The sequence below is a fragment of the Lysobacter sp. Root690 genome (genome assembly GCF_001427785.1).
Classification (GTDB): Bacteria; Pseudomonadota; Gammaproteobacteria; order Xanthomonadales; family Xanthomonadaceae; genus Lysobacter.
Window position 1 is genome coordinate 391,180 of sequence record NZ_LMHM01000012.1, and the last position, 17,859, is coordinate 409,038.

The following is a 17,859-nucleotide window of genomic DNA, read 5'->3' on the forward strand; positions in this document are numbered from 1 at the left end:
ATTCACGCGCCCCTGCGCTTCGGCGCGGGGGCGCCTTCGAACGATCAAGGGATCCAGCATGCGCACTATTCCCTCACTGTCCGCCGGGCTCGGCCTGCGCCGCGGTCTGCTGCCGTCGCTGCGGGCGATGGACGACGCCGCGGTGGATTTCCTCGAAGTCGCGCCGGACAACTGGATCGGCGTCGGCGGCCAATTCGGCGACGCGCTGAGCGAATTGTCCGCGCGGTTCCCGCTGAGCTGTCACGGCCTGTCGCTGTCGCTGGGCGGCAGCGCGCCGCTCGACATGGACCTGCTGCGCGCCACGCGCCAGTTCAATGATCGCCACGGCATTGGCCTGTACAGCGAACACCTGAGCTACTGCGCCGACGACGGCCATCTGTACGACCTGATGCCGATCCCGTTTACCGACGAAGCGATCGGCCACGTTGCCGCGCGCATCCGTCAGGTGCAGGACGTGCTCGGTCGGCGCATCGCGGTGGAGAACGTGTCGTACTATGCCGCGCCGTACCAGGCGCTGGCCGAGATCGACTTCATCCGCGCCGTGCTCGACGAAGCCGATTGCGACCTGCTGCTCGACGTCAACAACCTCTACGTCAACGCGATCAACCACGGCTACGACGCGCAGGCCTTCCTGGCCCGCCTGCCCGGCGAGCGCATCGCCTCGTACCACATCGCCGGTCACTTCGATGAAGCGGCCGACCTCAAGATCGACACCCACGGCGCGCCGGTCAAGGCCGATGTGTGGTCGCTGCTGGACGGCGCCTACCGCCGCTTCGGCGTGCGTCCGACCTTGCTCGAACGCGATTTCAATTTCCCGCCGCTGCCCGAACTGCTGGCCGAAACCCAGCGCATCCGCGCGATGCAGACCGCGCACGTCGGCATCGCGCAACCGGAGCCGGCTCATGCATGACACTCTGCGCGAACAGCAATACGTCCTCGCACGTCATCTGCGCGACCCAGCCCGCCATCCGTCGCCGCCCGGCATCGAAGCGCGGCGCATGCGGGTGTACCGCGAGTTGTTCCAGGGCTCGATCGACAGCCTGTTGGGCGGCGGTTTTCCGGTGATCCGGCAAACCCTCGGCGCCGCGGCCTGGACCTCGCTGGTGCAGGCGTTCTACGCCCGCCATCGCAGCCGCACGCCGCTGTTCACCCGCATCGCCGGCGAGTTCGTCGACTTCATCGAAACCCATGCGGACGATCTGCAGCTGCCGCCGTGGCTGCCCGAACTCGCGCACTACGAATGGGTGGAACAAGCCCTGCTGATCAGCGATGCGCAAGCGCCGGCGCACGACCCGGACGGCGATCTGCTCGACGGCCGACCGCTGCTGTCGCCGCTGGCGATGCCGCTGGCGTATCGCTGGCCGGTGCTGGAGATCGGTCCTACCGACATTCCGAAAGCACCGCCGCCGCACGTCACTACCTTGCTCGTGCATCGCGATCGCGACCACCAGGTGCGGTTCGCCCGCATCGCGCCGCTGGCCTACCACCTGCTGACCTCGCTGCAAGTCAACGCGTATCGCGGTCGCGAACATCTCGCGGCGTTGTCCGCGCAAACCGGCGGCGACGCCGACGAACTTCATACCCATGGCCTGAGCCTGCTGCGGCAACTGCGCGAGCAGGGCGTGGTCCTGGGTACCCATCTTGCAACGGAGTCATGCGATGAACGCTAAATCCCGAATCCCCAGCGGCTGGTCGTTGTTCTGGCTGATCGGCCTGTCGATCCTGGCGATGTCGGCGCTGATCCTGGCGCTGAATCCCGATACCACCGAAGCGGTGCGTTCGGTGATCCGCGCCACCGCGCGCACTTCGTTCGCCCTGTTCCTGCTCGCGTTCGTGGCGTCCTCGCTGGCCGCGCTGGTGCCGAACGATTTCACCCGCGGCCTGATGCGCGAACGCCGCTACATCGGCCTGTCGTTCGCGTTCTCGCACATCGTCCATCTGCTGGCGATCGTCGCCTACGGTGTGCTCAACCCGCAGTTCTGGCCCGGCCGCAATGCGGTGACCAATGCGCCGGGAACGCTGGGTTACGTGTTCATCGCTTTGCTCGCGCTGACCTCGTTCCGCTTCGCCTCGCGCCACATGACCGCGGCAGCGTGGAAGCGCCTGCACACCGCCGGCATCTGGGTGATCGCAGCGATCTTCGGCTACTCGTTCTTCAAGCGCATTCCGAGCATGAGCGTGCTGTACGCGATTCCGTTCTCGATTCTGTGCGCCGCCGTCGCGGTGCGCCTGGTCGGCAAGTGGGCGCAGGCCAACAAGCGCAAACAGGCGCGGACCCGCTCGCTGGACCGCGCCTCGTCCTTCCCCAACGCACTGGAGCCCACGTCATGACGTCGTTGCCCGCAACCGCCGCTATCGCACGCGTCCCCGATTCGACCGGTCGCGCCTTGTGGAAGTCGATGCTCGCCGGCATGGCGCTGTGCCTGAGCGCCGCGGCCTGCACCCCGGCCGCGCATGCGGACGCGGCGCGCGCCGTGGCCGCGCCGGAATTCGCCGGAATCGAGCGCTGGTTCAACACCCCGGCGCTGAGCCTGGCCGGCCTGCGCGGCAAGGTGGTGCTGGTGGAGTTCTGGACCTACTCGTGCATCAACTGCCTGCACGTCGCGCCGCATGTGAAGCAGTGGCACGAGCGCTACCGCGACCAGGGACTGGTGGTGATCGGCGTGCATACGCCGGAGTACGACGAGGAACACAGCGCGGGCAATCTGCAAGCCGCGATCAAGCGCCTGGGCATCGACTACCCGGTCGCGCAGGACAACGCCTACGCCACGTGGAACGCCTACGGCAATCGCTTCTGGCCGGCGCTGTACCTGATCGATCGCGACGGCCGCATCGTCTATCGCCACTACGGCGAAGGCGAGTACGAGGTCACCGACGCGCGGATCCGCGCGCTGCTGGCGCAGCGCTGAGCGGCACGGCGGTGGAGCGGGCGACATCCGTGAGCCGTTGCCGCAGCGTCGCCGCCGCGCGGTGGCACAATCCCAATCAAAGTTCCGCCGCCGGCTCCATCCACCACCGCGCATCGCACAGGCCCCGCATGGACCACGTAGATCACATCCTGGTCGTCGACGACGACCGCGAGATCCGCCAGATGGTCGCCGACTATCTGCACAAGAACGGCCTGCGCGCCACCGTTGCCGCGGACGGCCGCGAGATGCGCGCGCTGCTCGACACCCACGCGGTGGACCTGATCGTGCTCGACTTGATGATGCCCGGCGAAGACGGCCTGACCCTGTGCCGCAACCTGCGCGCCGGCAAGCACCGCGCGATCCCGGTGGTGATGCTGACCGCGCGCGACGACCAGACCGATCGCATCATCGGCCTGGAGATGGGCGCCGATGATTACGTCACCAAGCCGTTCGCCGCGCGCGAACTGCTGGCGCGGATCAAGGCGGTGATCCGGCGCACGCGCATGCTGCCGCCGAACCTGCAGGTCACCCAGGCCAGCCGCACGATCGCGTTCGGACGCTGGCGCCTGGACACCACCGCGCGCCATCTGCTCGATCCCGACGACACCGTGGTCGCACTCAGCGGCGCCGAGTTCCGCCTGCTGCACGTGTTTCTCGATCACGCCAACCGCGTGCTGACCCGCGACCAACTGCTCAACCTGACCCAGGGCCGCGACGCCGAACATTTCGAACGCTCCATCGACCTGCTGGTGAGCCGCCTGCGCCAGCGCCTGCAGGACGATGCGCGCGAGCAGAGCTACATCAAGACCGTGCGCAGCGAAGGCTATGTGTTCAGCATGCCGGTGAGCCTGCTGGGGGACGGCGAATGACCACGAACACGAACACGAGCACGCATGCGACTGCGGCGCCGGCGCCGACCGTACCCGCCGGCTCGCGCTGGCTGCCGCGCACCTTGGCCTCGCGCCTGTCGCTGATCCTGCTGAGCGGTCTGTTGATCGCACACGCGCTGTCGTTCGGCCTGCTGTTCTATGAGCGCTACACGGCGGCGACTTCGATGCTGATGAGCAATCTGGAGCAGGACGTGGTGGTCGCGGTGAACCTGCTCGATCGGCTGCCGCCGCAGGAACGCGAACGCTGGCTGCCGCTGCTGCGGCGGCGCACGTTTCATTACATGCTGGACAACGGCGCGACGGGCGATGCCGCGGCAAGCGCGCAGAACGAATCACCGCTCCGCGGCACCTCGCGCGACATGGCCGAGATGATCGCCAGCGCCCTGGGCCCGCGTTACCCGACCCGCGCCACCGCGGTGCCCGGCGACGGCGAGCACTTCCAGGTGCGGTTGAAATTGAGCGACGGCACCGCGATGGTCATCGACGTGCGGCCGTCGGTGATGCCGCTGGCGAAGTGGCTGCCGTACGTGCTCGCGATCCAGCTGGCGCTGCTGCTGCTCTGCACCTGGGCCGCGGTGCGGCTGGCTACCCGGCCGTTGGGCCGGCTGGCGAAAGCCGCCGAAACCCTGCACCCGGCCGGCGAGGGCGAGCGCCTGCCGGTCGGCGGTCCGACCGAAGTGGCGCAGGCGATCACCGCGTTCAACGCCATGCAGGACCGCATCGCCCACTACATGCGCGAACGCCTGCAGATTCTCGCGGCGATCTCGCACGATCTGCAGACGCCGATCACCCGCATGCAGTTGCGCGCCGAGGCGATGGACGAATCGAGCGAGCGCGACAAGATGTTCGACGACCTCGGCCAGATGCAGCATCTGGTGCGCGAAGGCATCGCGTATGCGCGCAGCGCGCACGGCGCGTCGGAGTCGGCGGTGCGGATCGACCTCAATGCTTTCCTCGACAGCCTGGTCTGCGATTACCTCGACACCGACCGGCCGGTGACCTTCGCCGGCCGCGTCGACGGCCCGGTAATCACGCGTCCGCATGCGTTGCGTCGCATCGTCGGCAATCTGATCGACAACGCGATCCACTACGCCGGCGCGGCCGAACTCGAGCTCGATCACGACCCGGCCGGCGGCGTGCGCATCCAGGTGCGCGATCGCGGCCCCGGCATTCCCGAGGACGAACTGGGCAAGGTGATGCAGCCGTTCTACCGGCTCGAAGCCTCGCGCAATCGCAGCACCGGCGGCACCGGCCTGGGCCTGGCGATCGCCCAGCAACTGGCCGAATCGATCGGCGCCACGCTGACGTTGCGCAATCGCGACGGCGGTGGCCTGGAAGCGATCCTGCGCATCGCGGGCCCGGGCGCCGCGGCGCGGTAGAATACGAGCCAAGCATGCAGCGGCCGCCTACATGTAATCCAACGACTCTTCGGGACCTCACGCCGACCCATCCGCAACCCCGCGTCCAACGCGGCGTGCCGCGGATCGGTCCGGGTCTGCCGCCGCGCGATGGCTCGCGCCCGCGCGGCACCGATGGAGATCGTCGATGACGGATGCTTACCCCCGCGCTTTCTACCTGCGCGCTTCCAACCTGAGTTTTTCCTGGCCGGACGGCACGCCCGTGTTCGACCGGCTGTCGTGCGGCTTCGGCCCGCAGCGCAGCGGGCTGGTCGGGCCGAACGGCAGCGGCAAGAGCACGCTGATGCGCTTGCTGGCCGGGCAGCTCAAGCCCACCGCCGGGCAGATCGAGACCCACGGGGTCGTGGCCTACCTGCCGCAGCACCTGCCGCTGTCGGGCGATGCCAGCGTCGCCGACGTGCTGGGCATTCGCGCCCGGCTCGACGCCGTGCAGGCGATCGCCGCGGGCCGGACCGAGCCTGAGCTGTTCGAGACCGTCGGCGACGACTGGGACATCGAGGAGCGCACCCACGCGGACCTAGCCCGCTTGGGTTTGAACGACATCGCCCTGCGGCGGCGTGTGGACAGTTTCAGCGGCGGCGAAATCGTCGCGCTCGGTATCGCCGCGCAATTGCTGCGCCGGCCCGACCTGCTGTTGCTGGACGAACCGTCGAACAATCTCGACCGTGCATCGCGGCAGCATCTGTATCGTCTGATCGAGACTTGGCGCGGCGGCTTGATCGTGGTCAGCCACGACCGCGAGTTGCTCGAATGCATGGACCAGATCGCCGAGATCGGGCCGTCCGTGCTGCGCGTGTACGGCGGCGGTTTCAGCGTCTACCAAGCCGCGGTCGAGGCCGAAAACCAGGCCGCGGAGCAGGACGTGCGCAACCTGCGCCAGCAGGTGAAGCGCGAACAGCGCCAGCAGCAACAGGCGCACGAACGCGCCGAACGCCGCGCCGGCAACGCCGGCCGTTCGCTGGCCAGCGCCGGCTTGCCGCGCATCGTCGCCGGCAACCGCAAGCGCGGCGCGCAGGTCTCCGCGGGCAAGTCGGCGGATGTGCATTCGGCCCGGGTCGAGGCGGCGAGGCAGCGTTTAAGCCAGGCCCGTCGCGGGTTGCGCGAAGCGACCGAACTCGACTTGAGCCTGCCGGCGACGCGCGTCCCCGCGGACCGGTTGTTGTTCAGCGGCAAGCGGTTGCAGGTCTCGCATGGCGGGCGCGCGCTGTTCGCGGACGCGGGCGTCGACCTTGCCATCCGCGGGCCGGAACGGATTGCGATCCTTGGCGCCAACGGCGCGGGCAAGTCCAGTCTGCTGCGGGTGATCGCCGGCGAACGCGCGCCGGACGGCGGCGAGATCCATCGCGGCACCGGGCGCATCGCCTCGCTGTCGCAGCGCCTGGACGCGCTGGATCCATCGGCGAGCGTAGCGGCGAACTTCGCCGCCTGCACCCCGCAACTGCCGCCGCTCGAACGCGCCAACCTGCTTGCGCGCTGGTTGTTTCGCGGCGATCGCACGCAGTTGCCGGTCGGCGAGCTGTCCGGCGGCGAACGCCTGCGCATTTCCCTGGCCTGCGTGCTGCACGCCGAGCCGGCTCCGCAACTGCTGTTGTTGGACGAGCCGACCAATAATCTCGACCTGAGCACGATCGAGGACCTCGAAGCCGCGCTGCGTGCCTATCAAGGCGCGTTGCTGGTGGTGAGTCACGACGAGCGTTTCATCGAGGCCATCGGCATCACCCGTCGCCTGCGCCTGGCGCAAGGGCGGTTGCGGGAGGTGCACTGAGCGTTCGTGCCCGCACCGATGCGGCCGACGACACGATCAACCGTCCGGATCGGCCCATGGCGCCTTTTCGAACTTGCGCGCCAGATAATCGATCAGCGCCTGCACCCGTTGCGGGCGCATGCGGCCCGGCGGGGTGACGATGTGCAACGCGATCGGCGGCGGCGACCACTCCGGCATCGCCATCTCCAGCTTGCCGTTGCGCAGTTCGCGCCAGACCAGGAATTCAGGTTGTAGCGCCAAGCCTAGTCCCGCCAAAATCGCGGGATTCAGAGCCTCGGCGTTGTTGACCCGCAACGGCGTCGGCAAGCTGATCGAGAAATCCCCCTGGCGCCTGTGGCTGAAACGCCAGGCATTGCCGAAGCGCGAATAGGTGTAGAGCAAGGCGCGGTGTTCGCTGAGTTCGCGCGGGTGGCTCGGCCGTCCATGCGTTTCGAAATAGGCCGGCGAACCCACCAGCACGATGCGCACGCCGCACAGCCGCCGCGCCAGCAGGCTCGAATCGGCCAGCGCCGAAATGCGCAGCGCCAGGTCGTAGCCGCCGCCGACCAGATCGGTGACGCCGTCGTCGAACACGATCTCCAGCGCGATGTCCGGATAGCGCTTCATGAACTCCGGCAACAACGGCGACAGATGCGCGATCCCGAACGACATCGGCACCGCGATCCGCACTTGGCCGCTGGGGCTCTTGGCCTGGGCGGTGATTTCCGCTTCCACCGCCTCACCCTCGGCGAGGATGCGGCTGGCGCGTTCGAGCGCGCCGCGGCCGCTTTCGGTCAGCGACATGCGCCGCGAGGTTCGATGAAAAAGCACCGTCTTCAGCCGCGTCTCCAGGCGCGTGACCGCCTTGGACACGGTCGCCTGCGCCAGCCCGAACTCGGCCGCGGTGCGCGCGAACGATCCGGTTTCGGCGACCTTCGCGAAGATCGCCCAGGCTTCCAGGTCGGGCAGCTTATTCATGTCGTTTTTGGAAACGATAGTTTTCCATCGGTTCCATTCTAAACCCGATCGCGGACGCCTATCGTGTCGGTCAACAGCACACACCCACGGAAACCACGGCCATGATCGAACTTCGCCCCTACGACAGCCTCGGCGGCGCCAACCACGGTTGGCTCGACGCCAAGCACCACTTCGCTTTCGCCGGCTACCACGACGCCGCCCGCATGGGCTGGGGCGCGCTGCGGGTATGGAACGACGACACCATCCAGGCCAACACCGGCTTCCCGCCGCATTCGCATGCCGACATGGAAATCATCACCTACGTCCGCGACGGCGCGATCAGCCATCAGGACAATCTCGGCAACCGCGGCCGCACCGAAGCCGGCGACGTGCAGGTGATGAGCGCGGGCAGCGGCATCCAGCACGCCGAGTACAACCTGGAGGCGCAAACCACCCGCATCTTCCAGATCTGGATCATTCCCGATCAGCGCGGCGGCGCGCCGACCTGGGGCGCCAAGCCCTTTCCGAAGGGTGACCGCGCAGGACGTTTCGTGGTGCTGGCCAGCGGCAAGGGCGACGAAGACACCCTGCCGATCCGCGCCGATGCGCGCGTGCTCGGCCTGACCCTGGCCGCCGGCGAGTCGGCCGAATACGTGTTCGGCGACAACCGCTACGGCTATCTGGTGCCGGCCAAGGGCGTGGTCGAGGTCGACGGCGTGCGCGTGCAGGCGCGTGATGGCGCCGCGATCCGCGATCAAGCCTCGATCCGGGTCACCGCGCTCGAAGACGCCGAACTGGTGCTGGTCGACACCGCGCCGTAACCGCGTACACCGCATTCTCCAGGCAACCCCTTTCATCGATCACAGGAGCGACACCATGGGCACCTTCACCACCAAAGACGGCGTAGAGATCTATTACAAGGATTGGGGCCCGGCTGACGGCGAGCCGGTGGTGTTCAGCCACGGCTGGCCGTTGAGCGCCGACAGCTGGGAATCGCAGATGCTGTTTCTCGCCTCCAACGGCTACCGCACCATCGCTCACGATCGCCGCGGCCACGGCCGTTCCAGCCAGCCCTGGGACGGCAACGACATGGATCATTACGCCGACGACCTGGCCCAGTTGCTCGAACACCTCGACCTGCGCGACGCGACCTTGTTCGGCTTCTCCACCGGCGGCGGCGAAGTGGCGCGCTACATCGGCCGCCACGGCACCGCGCGGGTCAAGAAGGCCGGACTGATATCCGCGGTGCCGCCGTTGATGCTCAAGACCGATGCCAACCCCGGCGGCCTGCCGATCGAAGTGTTCGACGGCCTGCGCGAGGGCTCGATCGCCGACCGTTCGCAGCTGTACCAGGACCTCGCCAGCGGCCCGTTCTTCGGCTTCAACCGCGAAGGCGCGAAGAAGTCGCAAGGCATGATCGATTCGTTCTGGGCCCAGGGCATGCAGGGCGGGCACAAGAACACCTACGACTCGATCGCCGCGTTCTCGGCCACCGATTTCACCGAGGACCTGAAGAAATTCGACGTTCCCACCCTGATCGTGCATGGCGACGACGATCAGGTCGTGCCGATCGACGCGGCCGGGCGCGCTTCGGCCAAGCTGATCGCGAACAACAAGCTGATCGTCTATCCGGGCGCGCCACACGGCCTGACCGACACCCACAAGGACAAGCTCAATCAGGATCTGCTGGCGTTCCTGAAGTCTTGAACTGAAGCGTAGCTTGCATGCTTTCATGCGCACGCCGCGGCGGCTCACGCTGCGGCGTGCGCGTTTGCACGCATCGCGACGCGCTGTCGGAAAGACGCAGGAGCGTCGTCGTTCAACGTTTCGGCGGTGGCAGCGTTTCCGGAACGGCCTGCCAGAACTCGCGGGGAAATCCCGTTTCCATCTGCGAGCGTTCCCACCAGTCGGGATTGACCGACTCGATCAGGCGGCGTTGCCAGCGATGCGGCCAACGCCGAATCTGCGCCGCGCGCGCGCGCGCGCCCGAATGCGTTGGCATTCGCTCGAACCAGACCAGACAAAACGCGGGCAGGTAGCTATCGTCGGCCGCACAGATTCGTCGGGTGGTTTCCTTGACCTCCCGCATCACGTCCGCGCGCAGGCCGCCCACGCCGATCACATACGGGCCGGTGCGTAAATCCGCGAGAAAATACACCATGTACGGCGTGGTGGGCACGTTCGTCCCGCCGACCGCCTACATGCGCGGCCCGCGATCGGGATCGTCGGGGTTGCGCTGCGCCGCGTCGTGCGCAAGAGGCTGATTGCTGCGAGTTACTGCAGCTTGTCTTTATAAAAGGTAGGCGCTATGCGCGGACTGATCTCGGCAAACATTGCGTTGTTGCGATTGAAGCATGGGAAAAAGCAGGGGTTGATCGCTTTCGCCCATGTCTAAGCAGTAATTCACTCTTCGATGAGTCTGCCTGGACACTTTGCGTGTCGCCCCCAATACTGCGTACGCCAAAAAATCAAGGACGACCCTATGAAAAGCAAGAAACCTTCCCAGGTCCGCATCGCTGTCGCATTGTTTTACGTCGCGCTGGTCCTCACCTTGGCCGCGCCCTTCATCAGCTCCGACTTCGGGCCGCGTCCGCCGGGCATCGTGATCGCGGTGCGTGTGGTGGCGGCCCTGTTCACGGTGTTCCTGATCGAGTTCATCTCCATCGGAAAGAACTGGGCGCGCATCACCTATCTGGTTCTCACGGTGCTTGCGTTGCCTGTACCGTTGATCGCCGCGAAGCAGGGCGTTTCGATTTCCAATGTCGAGGTGGCCTCCATCGCCGTTCAACTGCTCGCGCACGGCGTTGGCCTGTACTTGCTGTTTACCGCCCCCGGAAAGTCGTGGTTCGCGCCATCGGGGCGGTGAGCGCGAACGCATGCGGCGGTTGAGTGCATTCGTCCCATGACGGCAGGGCGTTGATGGTTCCGCGTGGTCGGATCGGTTCCGCGCGGAGCAACGGTCGGTCCGCCGCGCGAGCGTTGACGAATGGATCGAAGGCGTGAGGCACGAATCGCAACACGCGTCACATCGCGTCATCGAATGCGAACGCGCGGGGCTGAACCGGACAGGTTCGACGTTTTCGAATACGCGGGATGCCACACGACCTTAACTTGAGTGCGAGCAGGATCGGGCGAAGCCGATTGTCGGCATGTACGCCCATTCAGGAGTCGCATTCATGGCCGCCAGGAAAACCCCCAGCCCCGCACCGCCCGCCAAACCCGCTCGCGCCAGCAAGGACAAGGCCAGCCAGAGCAGCGCCAACAAGGCCGATCGCGATCAACGCGGCAACGGCGATGAGCTGCACCAGCAAGCCTCGGGCAAGCATCCGCCGCTGACCACCAACCAGGGTCTGCCGCTGTCGGATAACCAGAATTCGCTGCGCGCCAGCGAGCGCGGGCCGACCTTGCTCGAAGACTTCATCCTGCGCGAGAAGATCACCCACTTCGATCACGAGCGCATCCCCGAGCGCATCGTGCACGCGCGCGGTTCGGCCGCGCACGGCTATTTCGAGCTGACCAAGTCGCTGAAGAAGTACACCACCGCGCAGATCCTGACCGAAGTCGGTCAGCGCACGCCGCTGTTCTGCCGCTTCTCCACCGTCGCCGGCGGCGCCGGTTCGATCGACACGCCGCGCGACGTGCGCGGGTTCGCGGTCAAGTTCTACACTCAGCAAGGTAACTGGGATCTGGTCGGCAACAACATCCCGGTGTTCTTCATCCAGGACGCGATGAAGTTCCCGGACGTGGTGCATTCGGTCAAGATGGAACCCGATCGCGGCTTCCCCCAGGCCGGCAGCGCCCACGACACGTTCTGGGATTTCATCTCGCTCACGCCCGAAGCGATGCACATGATCATGTGGGCGATGTCCGACCGCACGATTCCGCGCTCGCTGCGCATGATCGAAGGCTTCGGCGTTCACACGTTCCGTTTACTCGACGCGCGCGGCGCCTCGACCTTCGTCAAGTTCCACTGGCGGCCGAAGCTGGGCCTGCAATCGACGCTGTGGGACGAGGCGGTCAAGCTGGCCGGTGCCGATCCGGATTTTCATCGCCGCGATCTGTTCGAAGCGATCCAGAACGGCGACTTCCCGGAATGGGAACTCGCGGTGCAGCTGTTCACCCAGGAACAGGCCGATGCCTTGCCGTTCGATCATCTCGACCCGACCAAGCTGATCCCCGAGGAAACCATTCCGCTGACCGTGATCGGGCGCATGGTGCTGGATCGCTGGCCCGACAATTTCTTTGCCGAGACCGAACAGGTTGCGTTCTGTCCCTCGCACATCCTGCCGGGCATGGATTTTTCCAACGATCCGCTGCTGCAGGGGCGGTTGTTCTCGTATCTGGACACGCAGCTGTCGCGGCTGGGCTCGCCGAACTTCCATCAGTTGCCAATCAACGCGCCCAAGTGCCCGTTCGCCAATCAGCAGCGCGACGGCCACATGCAGATGCAGGTGCCGAAGGGCCGGGTCAATTACGAACCCAGTTCGCTCGATCCGACTTCGCCGCGCGAAACACCGGCGGGTTTCCGCAGCGCGGCGGTGACCGGCGATGACGGCGCCAAGGGCCGCATCCGTGCGGAAAGTTTCGCCGATCATTACAGTCAGGCGCGGATGTTCTATCGCAGCCAGACCGCGCCGGAGCAGGCGCATATGGCCTCGGCGCTGGTGTTCGAACTGTCCAAGGTCGAAACCGCGCACGTGCGCGAAGCGATCGTCGGACATCTGCGCCACATCGATGTAGATCTCGCCAAACGGGTCGCGGACGGGCTGGGCCTCGAGCGTCTGCCGCCGGCTCCGCCCGCGGCGGTGGAACCGGTGGACATGCCGCCTTCGCCGATGTTGCAGTTGATCGGCAAGATGAAGGACACCCTGGTCGGACGCTGCGTCGGCATCCTGATCGACGAGGGCTCCGATGCGGCCACGCTCAAGGCCTTGCGCAAGGCGGTCGAAGCGGCCGGCGCGCGGGTCAAGATCGTCGCGCCGAAACTCGGCGGCGCCAAACTCAGCGACGGCAAGCAACAGCCGGCCGACGGACAACTGGCTGGGACCCCGTCGCTGGTGTTCGATGCGGTGGCGTTGGTGTTGTCGCAAGCCGCGGGCAAACGCTTGGCGAGCGAAGCGGCGGCGGTGGACTTCGTGCGCGACGCATTCGGTCATCTCAAGGCGATCGCGCTCGACGACGGCGCGCGCCAGGTATTGGTCGCCGCCGGCATCCAACCCGATGACGGTGTCGTGGCCGCCGACAAGGCTACAGCCTTCGTCAAGCTCGCCAAGACCCGGCAATGGGATCGCGAGCCGGGGCTACGTACTTTGGCGTAAGCGCTTCGCCGTATTGGTCGCTTCTCAGCACCGAGCTTAGCGTCCCTGAAGCGCTTCGAAGCATATGGATCGCGAAACAAGCACGCCCAGATAGCGACGCGCATGGATGCGCGTCGCGAGCCGACGCGGCAGTGTTGAAATATGCGCAGTAGCTGCATTTTAGCGGTCGCGGCTTGCACCGCTCCTGCAGGTAGGCCATGCGGCTTTTGCTCGATTTTGAAGTCGCGCAGTTCATCCAGCGCTGCGAGGCTTGTAGCTCGCGTTAGCAAAGGTACACCCGAAGGGCGGCGCACATGGATGTGCGCCGCGCGCCACCGGGACAGGATGTCCCGTGTGNGAAGCTCCGCACTTGCGGGCCCTTGATTCACAACAAAGCACTTTTCTTTGGTTACCTTTCTTTTGTTGCTTTAGACAAAAGAAAGTAACCCGCCCGCTTGCGGGCGGAAGCTGTTGCCTTTGCTTCAAAGGCTCTAGAGCTTCAAAGCTTTGAAGCCTTCAAAGCCGCAAGCAACATCAAAAGCTCCCGCCGCAAAACCGTCGAGCACGCTCTAGGTCCAAACAAAAAAGGCCCGCCCGGCTTTCCTCGGTCAAAAAGCAATCGAAAATAACGCTTCCATCGCACGACAGCACCCAGCCCGATCATGCATTATCGTGCGCATCGACCCCGTCGCGCGCGAGGATGCGCCAATCCCCATGACCGATCGCGAACGCCGCCAATCCGCGCAAGTCGTCAGTCCGGTAGGACTGCGCGAGGGCCTGTCGCCAGCCCAGCTCGATGCGCTGGCCACGCTGGAACAGTTCGGCTGGATCCTGCGTTTCGTGCGACGGCCGATGTTCCTCGATCCGATCCCGGTGGTGTTCCACGCCAATGGCCAGCGCTTCGTCGTGCTAGAAGTGGATGGAACGCTCAACGAAAACCCGGGCTTCAAGATCCGCGATTAACGTCGGTAGCCGTGCCGACGCACTGCGCGAGTCGATACGCCACATAGCGGTCGTACAAGGTCGTGTGCAGATTATGCAAGGCCAGCTCAACCCGGAACGGTGTGCGCGGATTGCGGTCGAGCAGGCGGGCGATATGGAAGCCGACCGGCTTGATCCCTAGCTTGTGAACATAGATCGCGAAACCGCGATAGAACGGATCGGCGAGCAGACGGTCGATCTTAGCGACGGTTACGCGCGCCTCGTCCGATAGCGCGGCGCGCAGCACGGGATCGCGCTCGTACAGCAGACGCTCGTACAGCCGCTTCGACTTATCCAGCTTCAGCGAACGCGCCAGCGACCAGATTTCCCGGTTGCGGTCGTTGTAGTACTCGAAGCCGCCATGACGGCGCAGCGCCGCCGCGGCCTGGGCGCTGACGTCGTAGACGACGAAGTTCTCGGCCTGGTTGTTCAGATCGTCCAGGCTGGCGCGATCGAACACGTGGAAGACGAAGCCCGGCAAGCCCATGAACGCCTGTCGCCCGCTCGCCGCGGCCGCGCTGGCGCGACCGTCGTGGGTGAACTCGCCGGCGGAGGTGCCCAGCAGAATGCTGCGGGTGCGGTGCAGGCGATTGAACGTGCCGATGATGATTTCGTCGGCGTCGAACTGGCGGTCGAAGCCGTCGCGGCCATACAGTTCGGCCTGGGTGGCGTACTGCGCGACCTGCCGGCCCACACCGCATTCGGCGCGGACCCGGCCGTCGTAAAAGGCGTCGATCGCGCGCGAATTGCCGTCGCGAGGCCGATAGCCGCGGCCGAACAACGCGATCGGCCTCCAGCCGTCGCGCGCCGATCCGGTTGGGCCGAAACCGATCCAGCCGATCTGCAGGGCGGTAAAAGCGAAGCCGCGGTTGTCGACCAACCGATCGACCGCGCGCCGCGTCGCCGCGCCCAGGGTGAAGCCGTAGGCGCAGTGGGTGGCCGGATGCCGCAATAAACCGTCGAACACGCGTTCGCGTTCACTCGCCGTGAGGCCGGCGGGCATCGCGACGGTCAGATCGCCGGCGGCCTTGGCCTCGGCCAGATCGCGCCGGTCGCAGGGATGGCCCGGATGGATGTCGACCGTTTTGGCGTCGGAGGCAACGAAGCGCCAGCCGAATTCCTGCAGTACGCGTTGCTTGCACGCTGGCGTACCGGCCGCCGCGGCGACCGAACCGGCGAATGACATCGCGAGCGCCGCGATGACAGCGGCGCGAAATGGAGCGTGCAGCAGACGAATGCGCTTGATCTCCGTGCAACCGGCGGAATCGGTATCCAAGCAGCCTACGGTGGCGCAGTGAAGAGAGCATTAAACGCAGGCGCGGCGCGGCGCGGCTCGTAGCGACGACAGCGAATCGCTCACGAAAAACCTCGATCGTGCATTGGCGCGAAAGTGCGGTGCAGGCGGACCGCGTCGCGCTCAGACGATCGTCAAGGCGGCGAATCGCCGCGCAACCGGGTCATGCGCTGCCGCCAGACCTCGGCGGTCTGCGGTTTCACGAACAAGGCCACCACATCGGGATGCTCGCGGCGCACCGCGGCCTCGATGCGATTGACGCAGGCCTCGACCTGCGGGATCAGCAAGTGGTCTTCGAATTCCGCGCTCAAGGTCGCGAGCACCGAATTCGGCCCGAGCTGCATGGTCAGCACGCCGTTCGCCGAACGGATGCCCTCGTCGCTGTTGGCGATGCGCAGGATCGAGTCGCGCACGTGCGGATGCGCGGCTTCGCCGAGCAGCAGACCCTTGGTTTCGCGCGCGAGCAGGAACGAGGCCAGCGCGAGCACCAGGCCGATACCGATCGAGGCGTAGCCGTCGTACACCGGATTGCCGGTGGCATGCGACAGGGCGACACCGGCGAACGCGATCGACAGCCCGCAAAGCGCCGCGGTGTCTTCGAACAAAACGGTGAAGGTGCTGGCGTCCTTGCTGGCGCGAAAGGTCTCGAACCAGCCGCGGCTGCCCTTGCTCGCGCGGAAGGTTTTCATCGCCACCCACCACGAGATGCCTTCGAACAGCATGGAAATCCCGAGCACCCCATAGTTGATGAGCGGGCGTTCCATGGTCTTGGGGTGTTGCAGGTGGGTGATGCCTTCGTAGAACGAAACCCCCGCGCCGAGCGCGAACACCAGCAGGGCGACGATGAAACTCCAGAAATAAACTTCGCGACCGTAACCGAACGGCTGGGTCGCATCGGGCGGGCGTTCGGCGCGTTTCATGCCGTACAGCAGCAGGAGTTCGTTGCAGGTATCGACCAACGAGTGAACGCCTTCGCTCAGCATCGCCGAGCTGCCGGTGATCGCGGCGGCGATCAGCTTGGTCACCGCGATGGCGGTGTTGCCGAACAAGGCGGCGAGCACGACCTTCTTGCTGGAGGCGGTGGCCATCGGGCGGCTCCTGTGCGGGATGGGCGTTCGACTCACTCAATCCATGCGATCGCAGATCGCGGGGCGGGCCGTCGCGCGATCATGCCGGCGGCCCATGCGGCGAAGGCTGCCAGTGTCGCGCCATCGCCCCGCTTTGACCACCGTTGCGGACGCGGCCCACGCAGCTCGAACCGGTCAGGGCGCTTCGACCTCGTAGCCTTTCGCCTGCAGCTTGGCGACCACGCCATCGGGCTTGAGCAATTGCGTGATCGGCAGCACCGCGAAGACCACGCGATGGTCGCGCACCGCCTCGTCCACGCTTTGATACCAGCGTTGCGCGATCTTCTCCTGGATGTTCGCGATACCCATCTTCTGGCTGAAACCCGATTCGGTCAGCGCGCTGAGGCAGGCCAGGCCTTGATCGTCGTAAGGCAGGGCGCGCAGCGTATCGATATCGCCGGTGGCCCAGGCGTTGGCGCGGGTGCGCATCACCGCCAGATCGGTTTCCAGCCGGTCCAGGGTCTTGCGAAAGCACTCGACGTCGTCCAGCGAGGACGCATTGAAGGCCTTGAGCGTGGCCTTGGGATCGTCGACCTTGATCGCGAACGTCGTCGCGCGCTTATCGATGCCGGCCTGCTTGACCGCGTTCTCCAGCACCGGCCCGATGATCCCGCCTGTTTCGACCAGGCCGTTCTTCTTCAGCGCGGCCTGATACAGCTCACTCGCGGCGAACACCGGGCGCCAGCGCTCGATCGCGCGGTCGCCGCCGATGTACTTCGCCTTCAGTACGCTCCAGCGCGCATACAGATCCGGTGGCAGCCGTTGTTCGAGGGTGGCGCCGTCGGGATTCTTGCGCAGCTTGAACAGCGACGGGATCAGCGACAGCCGGCCGAACAGGCCGATGTCCGCGCCGACCGACAGGCCGGGCGGCTGCAGTGCGATGTCGGATTGCGCGACCGCGGCATCCACGTCGCGCGACACCCAGGTGATGTGCTGAGGCAGCGGCGACAAGGTGCCGAGCACCCACAACGTGCGATCGCCCTTGTGGAACTTCCACAAGCCCGGTCCCGGCTGCGCGCCGGTGACCACGATCGCGTCCATATCGACGATCGGCGGAGGCGCGACGGCGCCTGCCGCGATCGTGTCAGGCGGATGGGCTGTGGTCGCCGCCGCGTGCGCGGTCGCGGCGCCGGCTAGAGCCGCGACCAACACACATGCCCGCAGTGTCCTTTGCATTGCCTGTGCTCCCGGATTGAACCAGCGTCCGGCCGTCGCACGATCGCGCTCAAGGCAAGCTGTCGC

At 66.1% G+C, this 17,859-nt stretch carries 17 protein-coding genes; 12 read left to right on the forward strand and 5 right to left on the reverse strand.

Features of this window, described 5'->3' with window-relative positions:
• The first annotated feature begins 58 nt into the window (after positions 1 to 58).
• The 7 genes from ASD86_RS09525 to ASD86_RS09555 all read left to right on the forward strand — a co-directional run bounded on the left by ASD86_RS09525 (position 59) and on the right by ASD86_RS09555 (position 6,982).
• Positions 59 to 910 (forward strand): DUF692 domain-containing protein, encoded by an 852-nt coding sequence (locus tag ASD86_RS09525; protein ID WP_056109788.1) that lies wholly within the window; start codon positions 59 to 61, stop codon positions 908 to 910.
• The gene (locus ASD86_RS09530; protein WP_056109790.1) at positions 903 to 1,670 is read left to right on the forward strand and encodes a putative DNA-binding domain-containing protein; all 768 of its coding nucleotides are present in this window, start codon (positions 903 to 905) and stop codon (positions 1,668 to 1,670) included. The genes ASD86_RS09525 and ASD86_RS09530 overlap by 8 nt, the downstream gene beginning before the upstream one ends.
• Positions 1,660 to 2,331, forward strand: coding sequence for a ferric reductase-like transmembrane domain-containing protein (locus ASD86_RS09535; protein ID WP_056109791.1), 672 nt, complete (start codon positions 1,660 to 1,662; stop codon positions 2,329 to 2,331). Before ASD86_RS09530 ends, ASD86_RS09535 begins: the two co-directional genes overlap by 11 nt.
• 68 nt (positions 2,332 to 2,399) lie before the next feature.
• Positions 2,400 to 2,909, forward strand: coding sequence for a thioredoxin family protein (locus ASD86_RS09540; RefSeq protein WP_056110663.1), 510 nt, complete (start codon positions 2,400 to 2,402; stop codon positions 2,907 to 2,909).
• Positions 2,910 to 3,037: 128 nt separating this feature from the next.
• On the forward strand, positions 3,038 to 3,778 hold the full coding sequence (locus ASD86_RS09545) for a response regulator (RefSeq protein WP_036113045.1): 741 nt from the start codon (positions 3,038 to 3,040) through the stop codon (positions 3,776 to 3,778).
• Positions 3,775 to 5,178 (forward strand): HAMP domain-containing sensor histidine kinase, encoded by a 1,404-nt coding sequence (locus ASD86_RS09550; protein WP_082578217.1) that lies wholly within the window; start codon positions 3,775 to 3,777, stop codon positions 5,176 to 5,178. The genes ASD86_RS09545 and ASD86_RS09550 overlap by 4 nt, the downstream gene beginning before the upstream one ends.
• 166 nt (positions 5,179 to 5,344) lie before the next feature.
• On the forward strand, positions 5,345 to 6,982 hold the full coding sequence (locus ASD86_RS09555) for an ATP-binding cassette domain-containing protein (protein WP_056109795.1): 1,638 nt from the start codon (positions 5,345 to 5,347) through the stop codon (positions 6,980 to 6,982).
• 36 nt (positions 6,983 to 7,018) lie between these two features.
• Here the strand turns inward: ASD86_RS09555 and ASD86_RS09560 are convergent, their stop codons facing one another.
• Positions 7,019 to 7,939 carry a LysR family transcriptional regulator gene (locus ASD86_RS09560; RefSeq protein ID WP_056109796.1) on the reverse strand — a complete coding sequence of 307 codons (921 nt, stop codon included), beginning with the start codon at positions 7,937 to 7,939 and terminating at the stop codon, positions 7,019 to 7,021.
• A gap of 101 nt (positions 7,940 to 8,040) precedes the next feature.
• Here ASD86_RS09560 and ASD86_RS09565 point away from each other — a divergent pair, with 101 nt between their 5' ends.
• Both ASD86_RS09565 and ASD86_RS09570 read left to right on the forward strand, forming a co-directional pair.
• The gene (locus tag ASD86_RS09565) at positions 8,041 to 8,739 is read left to right on the forward strand and encodes a pirin family protein (protein WP_056109798.1); all 699 of its coding nucleotides are present in this window, start codon (positions 8,041 to 8,043) and stop codon (positions 8,737 to 8,739) included.
• A 55-nt stretch (positions 8,740 to 8,794) separates the two neighbouring features.
• Positions 8,795 to 9,625, forward strand: a complete 831-nt coding sequence (locus tag ASD86_RS09570; RefSeq protein ID WP_056109801.1) for an alpha/beta hydrolase — start codon at positions 8,795 to 8,797, stop codon at positions 9,623 to 9,625.
• A gap of 112 nt (positions 9,626 to 9,737) precedes the next feature.
• Here the strand turns inward: ASD86_RS09570 and ASD86_RS09575 are convergent, their stop codons facing one another.
• Positions 9,738 to 10,097 carry a hypothetical protein gene (locus tag ASD86_RS09575; protein ID WP_056109803.1) on the reverse strand — a complete coding sequence of 120 codons (360 nt, stop codon included), beginning with the start codon at positions 10,095 to 10,097 and terminating at the stop codon, positions 9,738 to 9,740.
• 303 nt (positions 10,098 to 10,400) lie between these two features.
• Between ASD86_RS09575 and ASD86_RS09580 the strand changes: the two genes are divergently transcribed.
• From ASD86_RS09580 to ASD86_RS09590, 3 genes are all read left to right on the forward strand, one after another.
• Positions 10,401 to 10,784, forward strand: a complete 384-nt coding sequence (locus ASD86_RS09580; protein ID WP_056109805.1) for a hypothetical protein — start codon at positions 10,401 to 10,403, stop codon at positions 10,782 to 10,784.
• Positions 10,785 to 11,094: 310 nt separating this feature from the next.
• Positions 11,095 to 13,236 carry a catalase gene (locus ASD86_RS09585; protein WP_056109807.1) on the forward strand — a complete coding sequence of 714 codons (2,142 nt, stop codon included), beginning with the start codon at positions 11,095 to 11,097 and terminating at the stop codon, positions 13,234 to 13,236.
• A 693-nt stretch (positions 13,237 to 13,929) separates the two neighbouring features.
• Positions 13,930 to 14,178: a hypothetical protein gene (locus tag ASD86_RS09590; protein WP_056109809.1), complete on the forward strand. Its 249-nt coding sequence runs from the start codon at positions 13,930 to 13,932 to the stop codon at positions 14,176 to 14,178.
• Here the strand turns inward: ASD86_RS09590 and ASD86_RS09595 are convergent.
• From ASD86_RS09595 to ASD86_RS09605, 3 genes are all read right to left on the reverse strand, one after another.
• Complete coding sequence (locus ASD86_RS09595; RefSeq protein ID WP_235567709.1) at positions 14,162 to 15,472, reverse strand: hypothetical protein; 1,311 nt, start codon at positions 15,470 to 15,472, stop codon at positions 14,162 to 14,164. The genes ASD86_RS09590 and ASD86_RS09595 overlap by 17 nt on opposite strands.
• Before the next feature lie 152 nt (positions 15,473 to 15,624).
• Positions 15,625 to 16,578 (reverse strand): cation diffusion facilitator family transporter, encoded by a 954-nt coding sequence (locus ASD86_RS09600; RefSeq protein ID WP_056109812.1) that lies wholly within the window; start codon positions 16,576 to 16,578, stop codon positions 15,625 to 15,627.
• Positions 16,579 to 16,752: 174 nt separating this feature from the next.
• The gene (locus ASD86_RS09605) at positions 16,753 to 17,658 is read right to left on the reverse strand and encodes a TraB/GumN family protein (RefSeq protein WP_056109813.1); all 906 of its coding nucleotides are present in this window, start codon (positions 17,656 to 17,658) and stop codon (positions 16,753 to 16,755) included.
• Positions 17,659 to 17,859 lie beyond the last annotated feature (201 nt).

Bases quoted from the DNA above. Each gene is read 5' to 3' on its own strand.
- ASD86_RS09525 (WP_056109788.1), top strand. From the start codon at position 59: ATGCGCACTATTCCCTCACTGTCCGCCGGGCTCGGCCTGCGCCGCGGT.
- ASD86_RS09530 (WP_056109790.1), top strand. From the start codon at position 903: ATGCATGACACTCTGCGCGAACAGCAATACGTCCTCGCACGTCATCTG.
- ASD86_RS09535 (WP_056109791.1), top strand. From the start codon at position 1,660: ATGAACGCTAAATCCCGAATCCCCAGCGGCTGGTCGTTGTTCTGGCTG.
- ASD86_RS09540 (WP_056110663.1), top strand. From the start codon at position 2,400: ATGCTCGCCGGCATGGCGCTGTGCCTGAGCGCCGCGGCCTGCACCCCG.
- ASD86_RS09545 (WP_036113045.1), top strand. From the start codon at position 3,038: ATGGACCACGTAGATCACATCCTGGTCGTCGACGACGACCGCGAGATC.
- ASD86_RS09550 (WP_082578217.1), top strand. From the start codon at position 3,775: ATGACCACGAACACGAACACGAGCACGCATGCGACTGCGGCGCCGGCG.
- ASD86_RS09555 (WP_056109795.1), top strand. From the start codon at position 5,345: ATGACGGATGCTTACCCCCGCGCTTTCTACCTGCGCGCTTCCAACCTG.
- ASD86_RS09560 (WP_056109796.1), bottom strand. From the start codon at position 7,939: ATGAATAAGCTGCCCGACCTGGAAGCCTGGGCGATCTTCGCGAAGGTC.
- ASD86_RS09565 (WP_056109798.1), top strand. From the start codon at position 8,041: ATGATCGAACTTCGCCCCTACGACAGCCTCGGCGGCGCCAACCACGGT.
- ASD86_RS09570 (WP_056109801.1), top strand. From the start codon at position 8,795: ATGGGCACCTTCACCACCAAAGACGGCGTAGAGATCTATTACAAGGAT.
- ASD86_RS09580 (WP_056109805.1), top strand. From the start codon at position 10,401: ATGAAAAGCAAGAAACCTTCCCAGGTCCGCATCGCTGTCGCATTGTTT.
- ASD86_RS09585 (WP_056109807.1), top strand. From the start codon at position 11,095: ATGGCCGCCAGGAAAACCCCCAGCCCCGCACCGCCCGCCAAACCCGCT.
- ASD86_RS09590 (WP_056109809.1), top strand. From the start codon at position 13,930: ATGACCGATCGCGAACGCCGCCAATCCGCGCAAGTCGTCAGTCCGGTA.
- ASD86_RS09600 (WP_056109812.1), bottom strand. From the start codon at position 16,578: ATGGCCACCGCCTCCAGCAAGAAGGTCGTGCTCGCCGCCTTGTTCGGC.
- ASD86_RS09605 (WP_056109813.1), bottom strand. From the start codon at position 17,658: ATGGACGCGATCGTGGTCACCGGCGCGCAGCCGGGACCGGGCTTGTGG.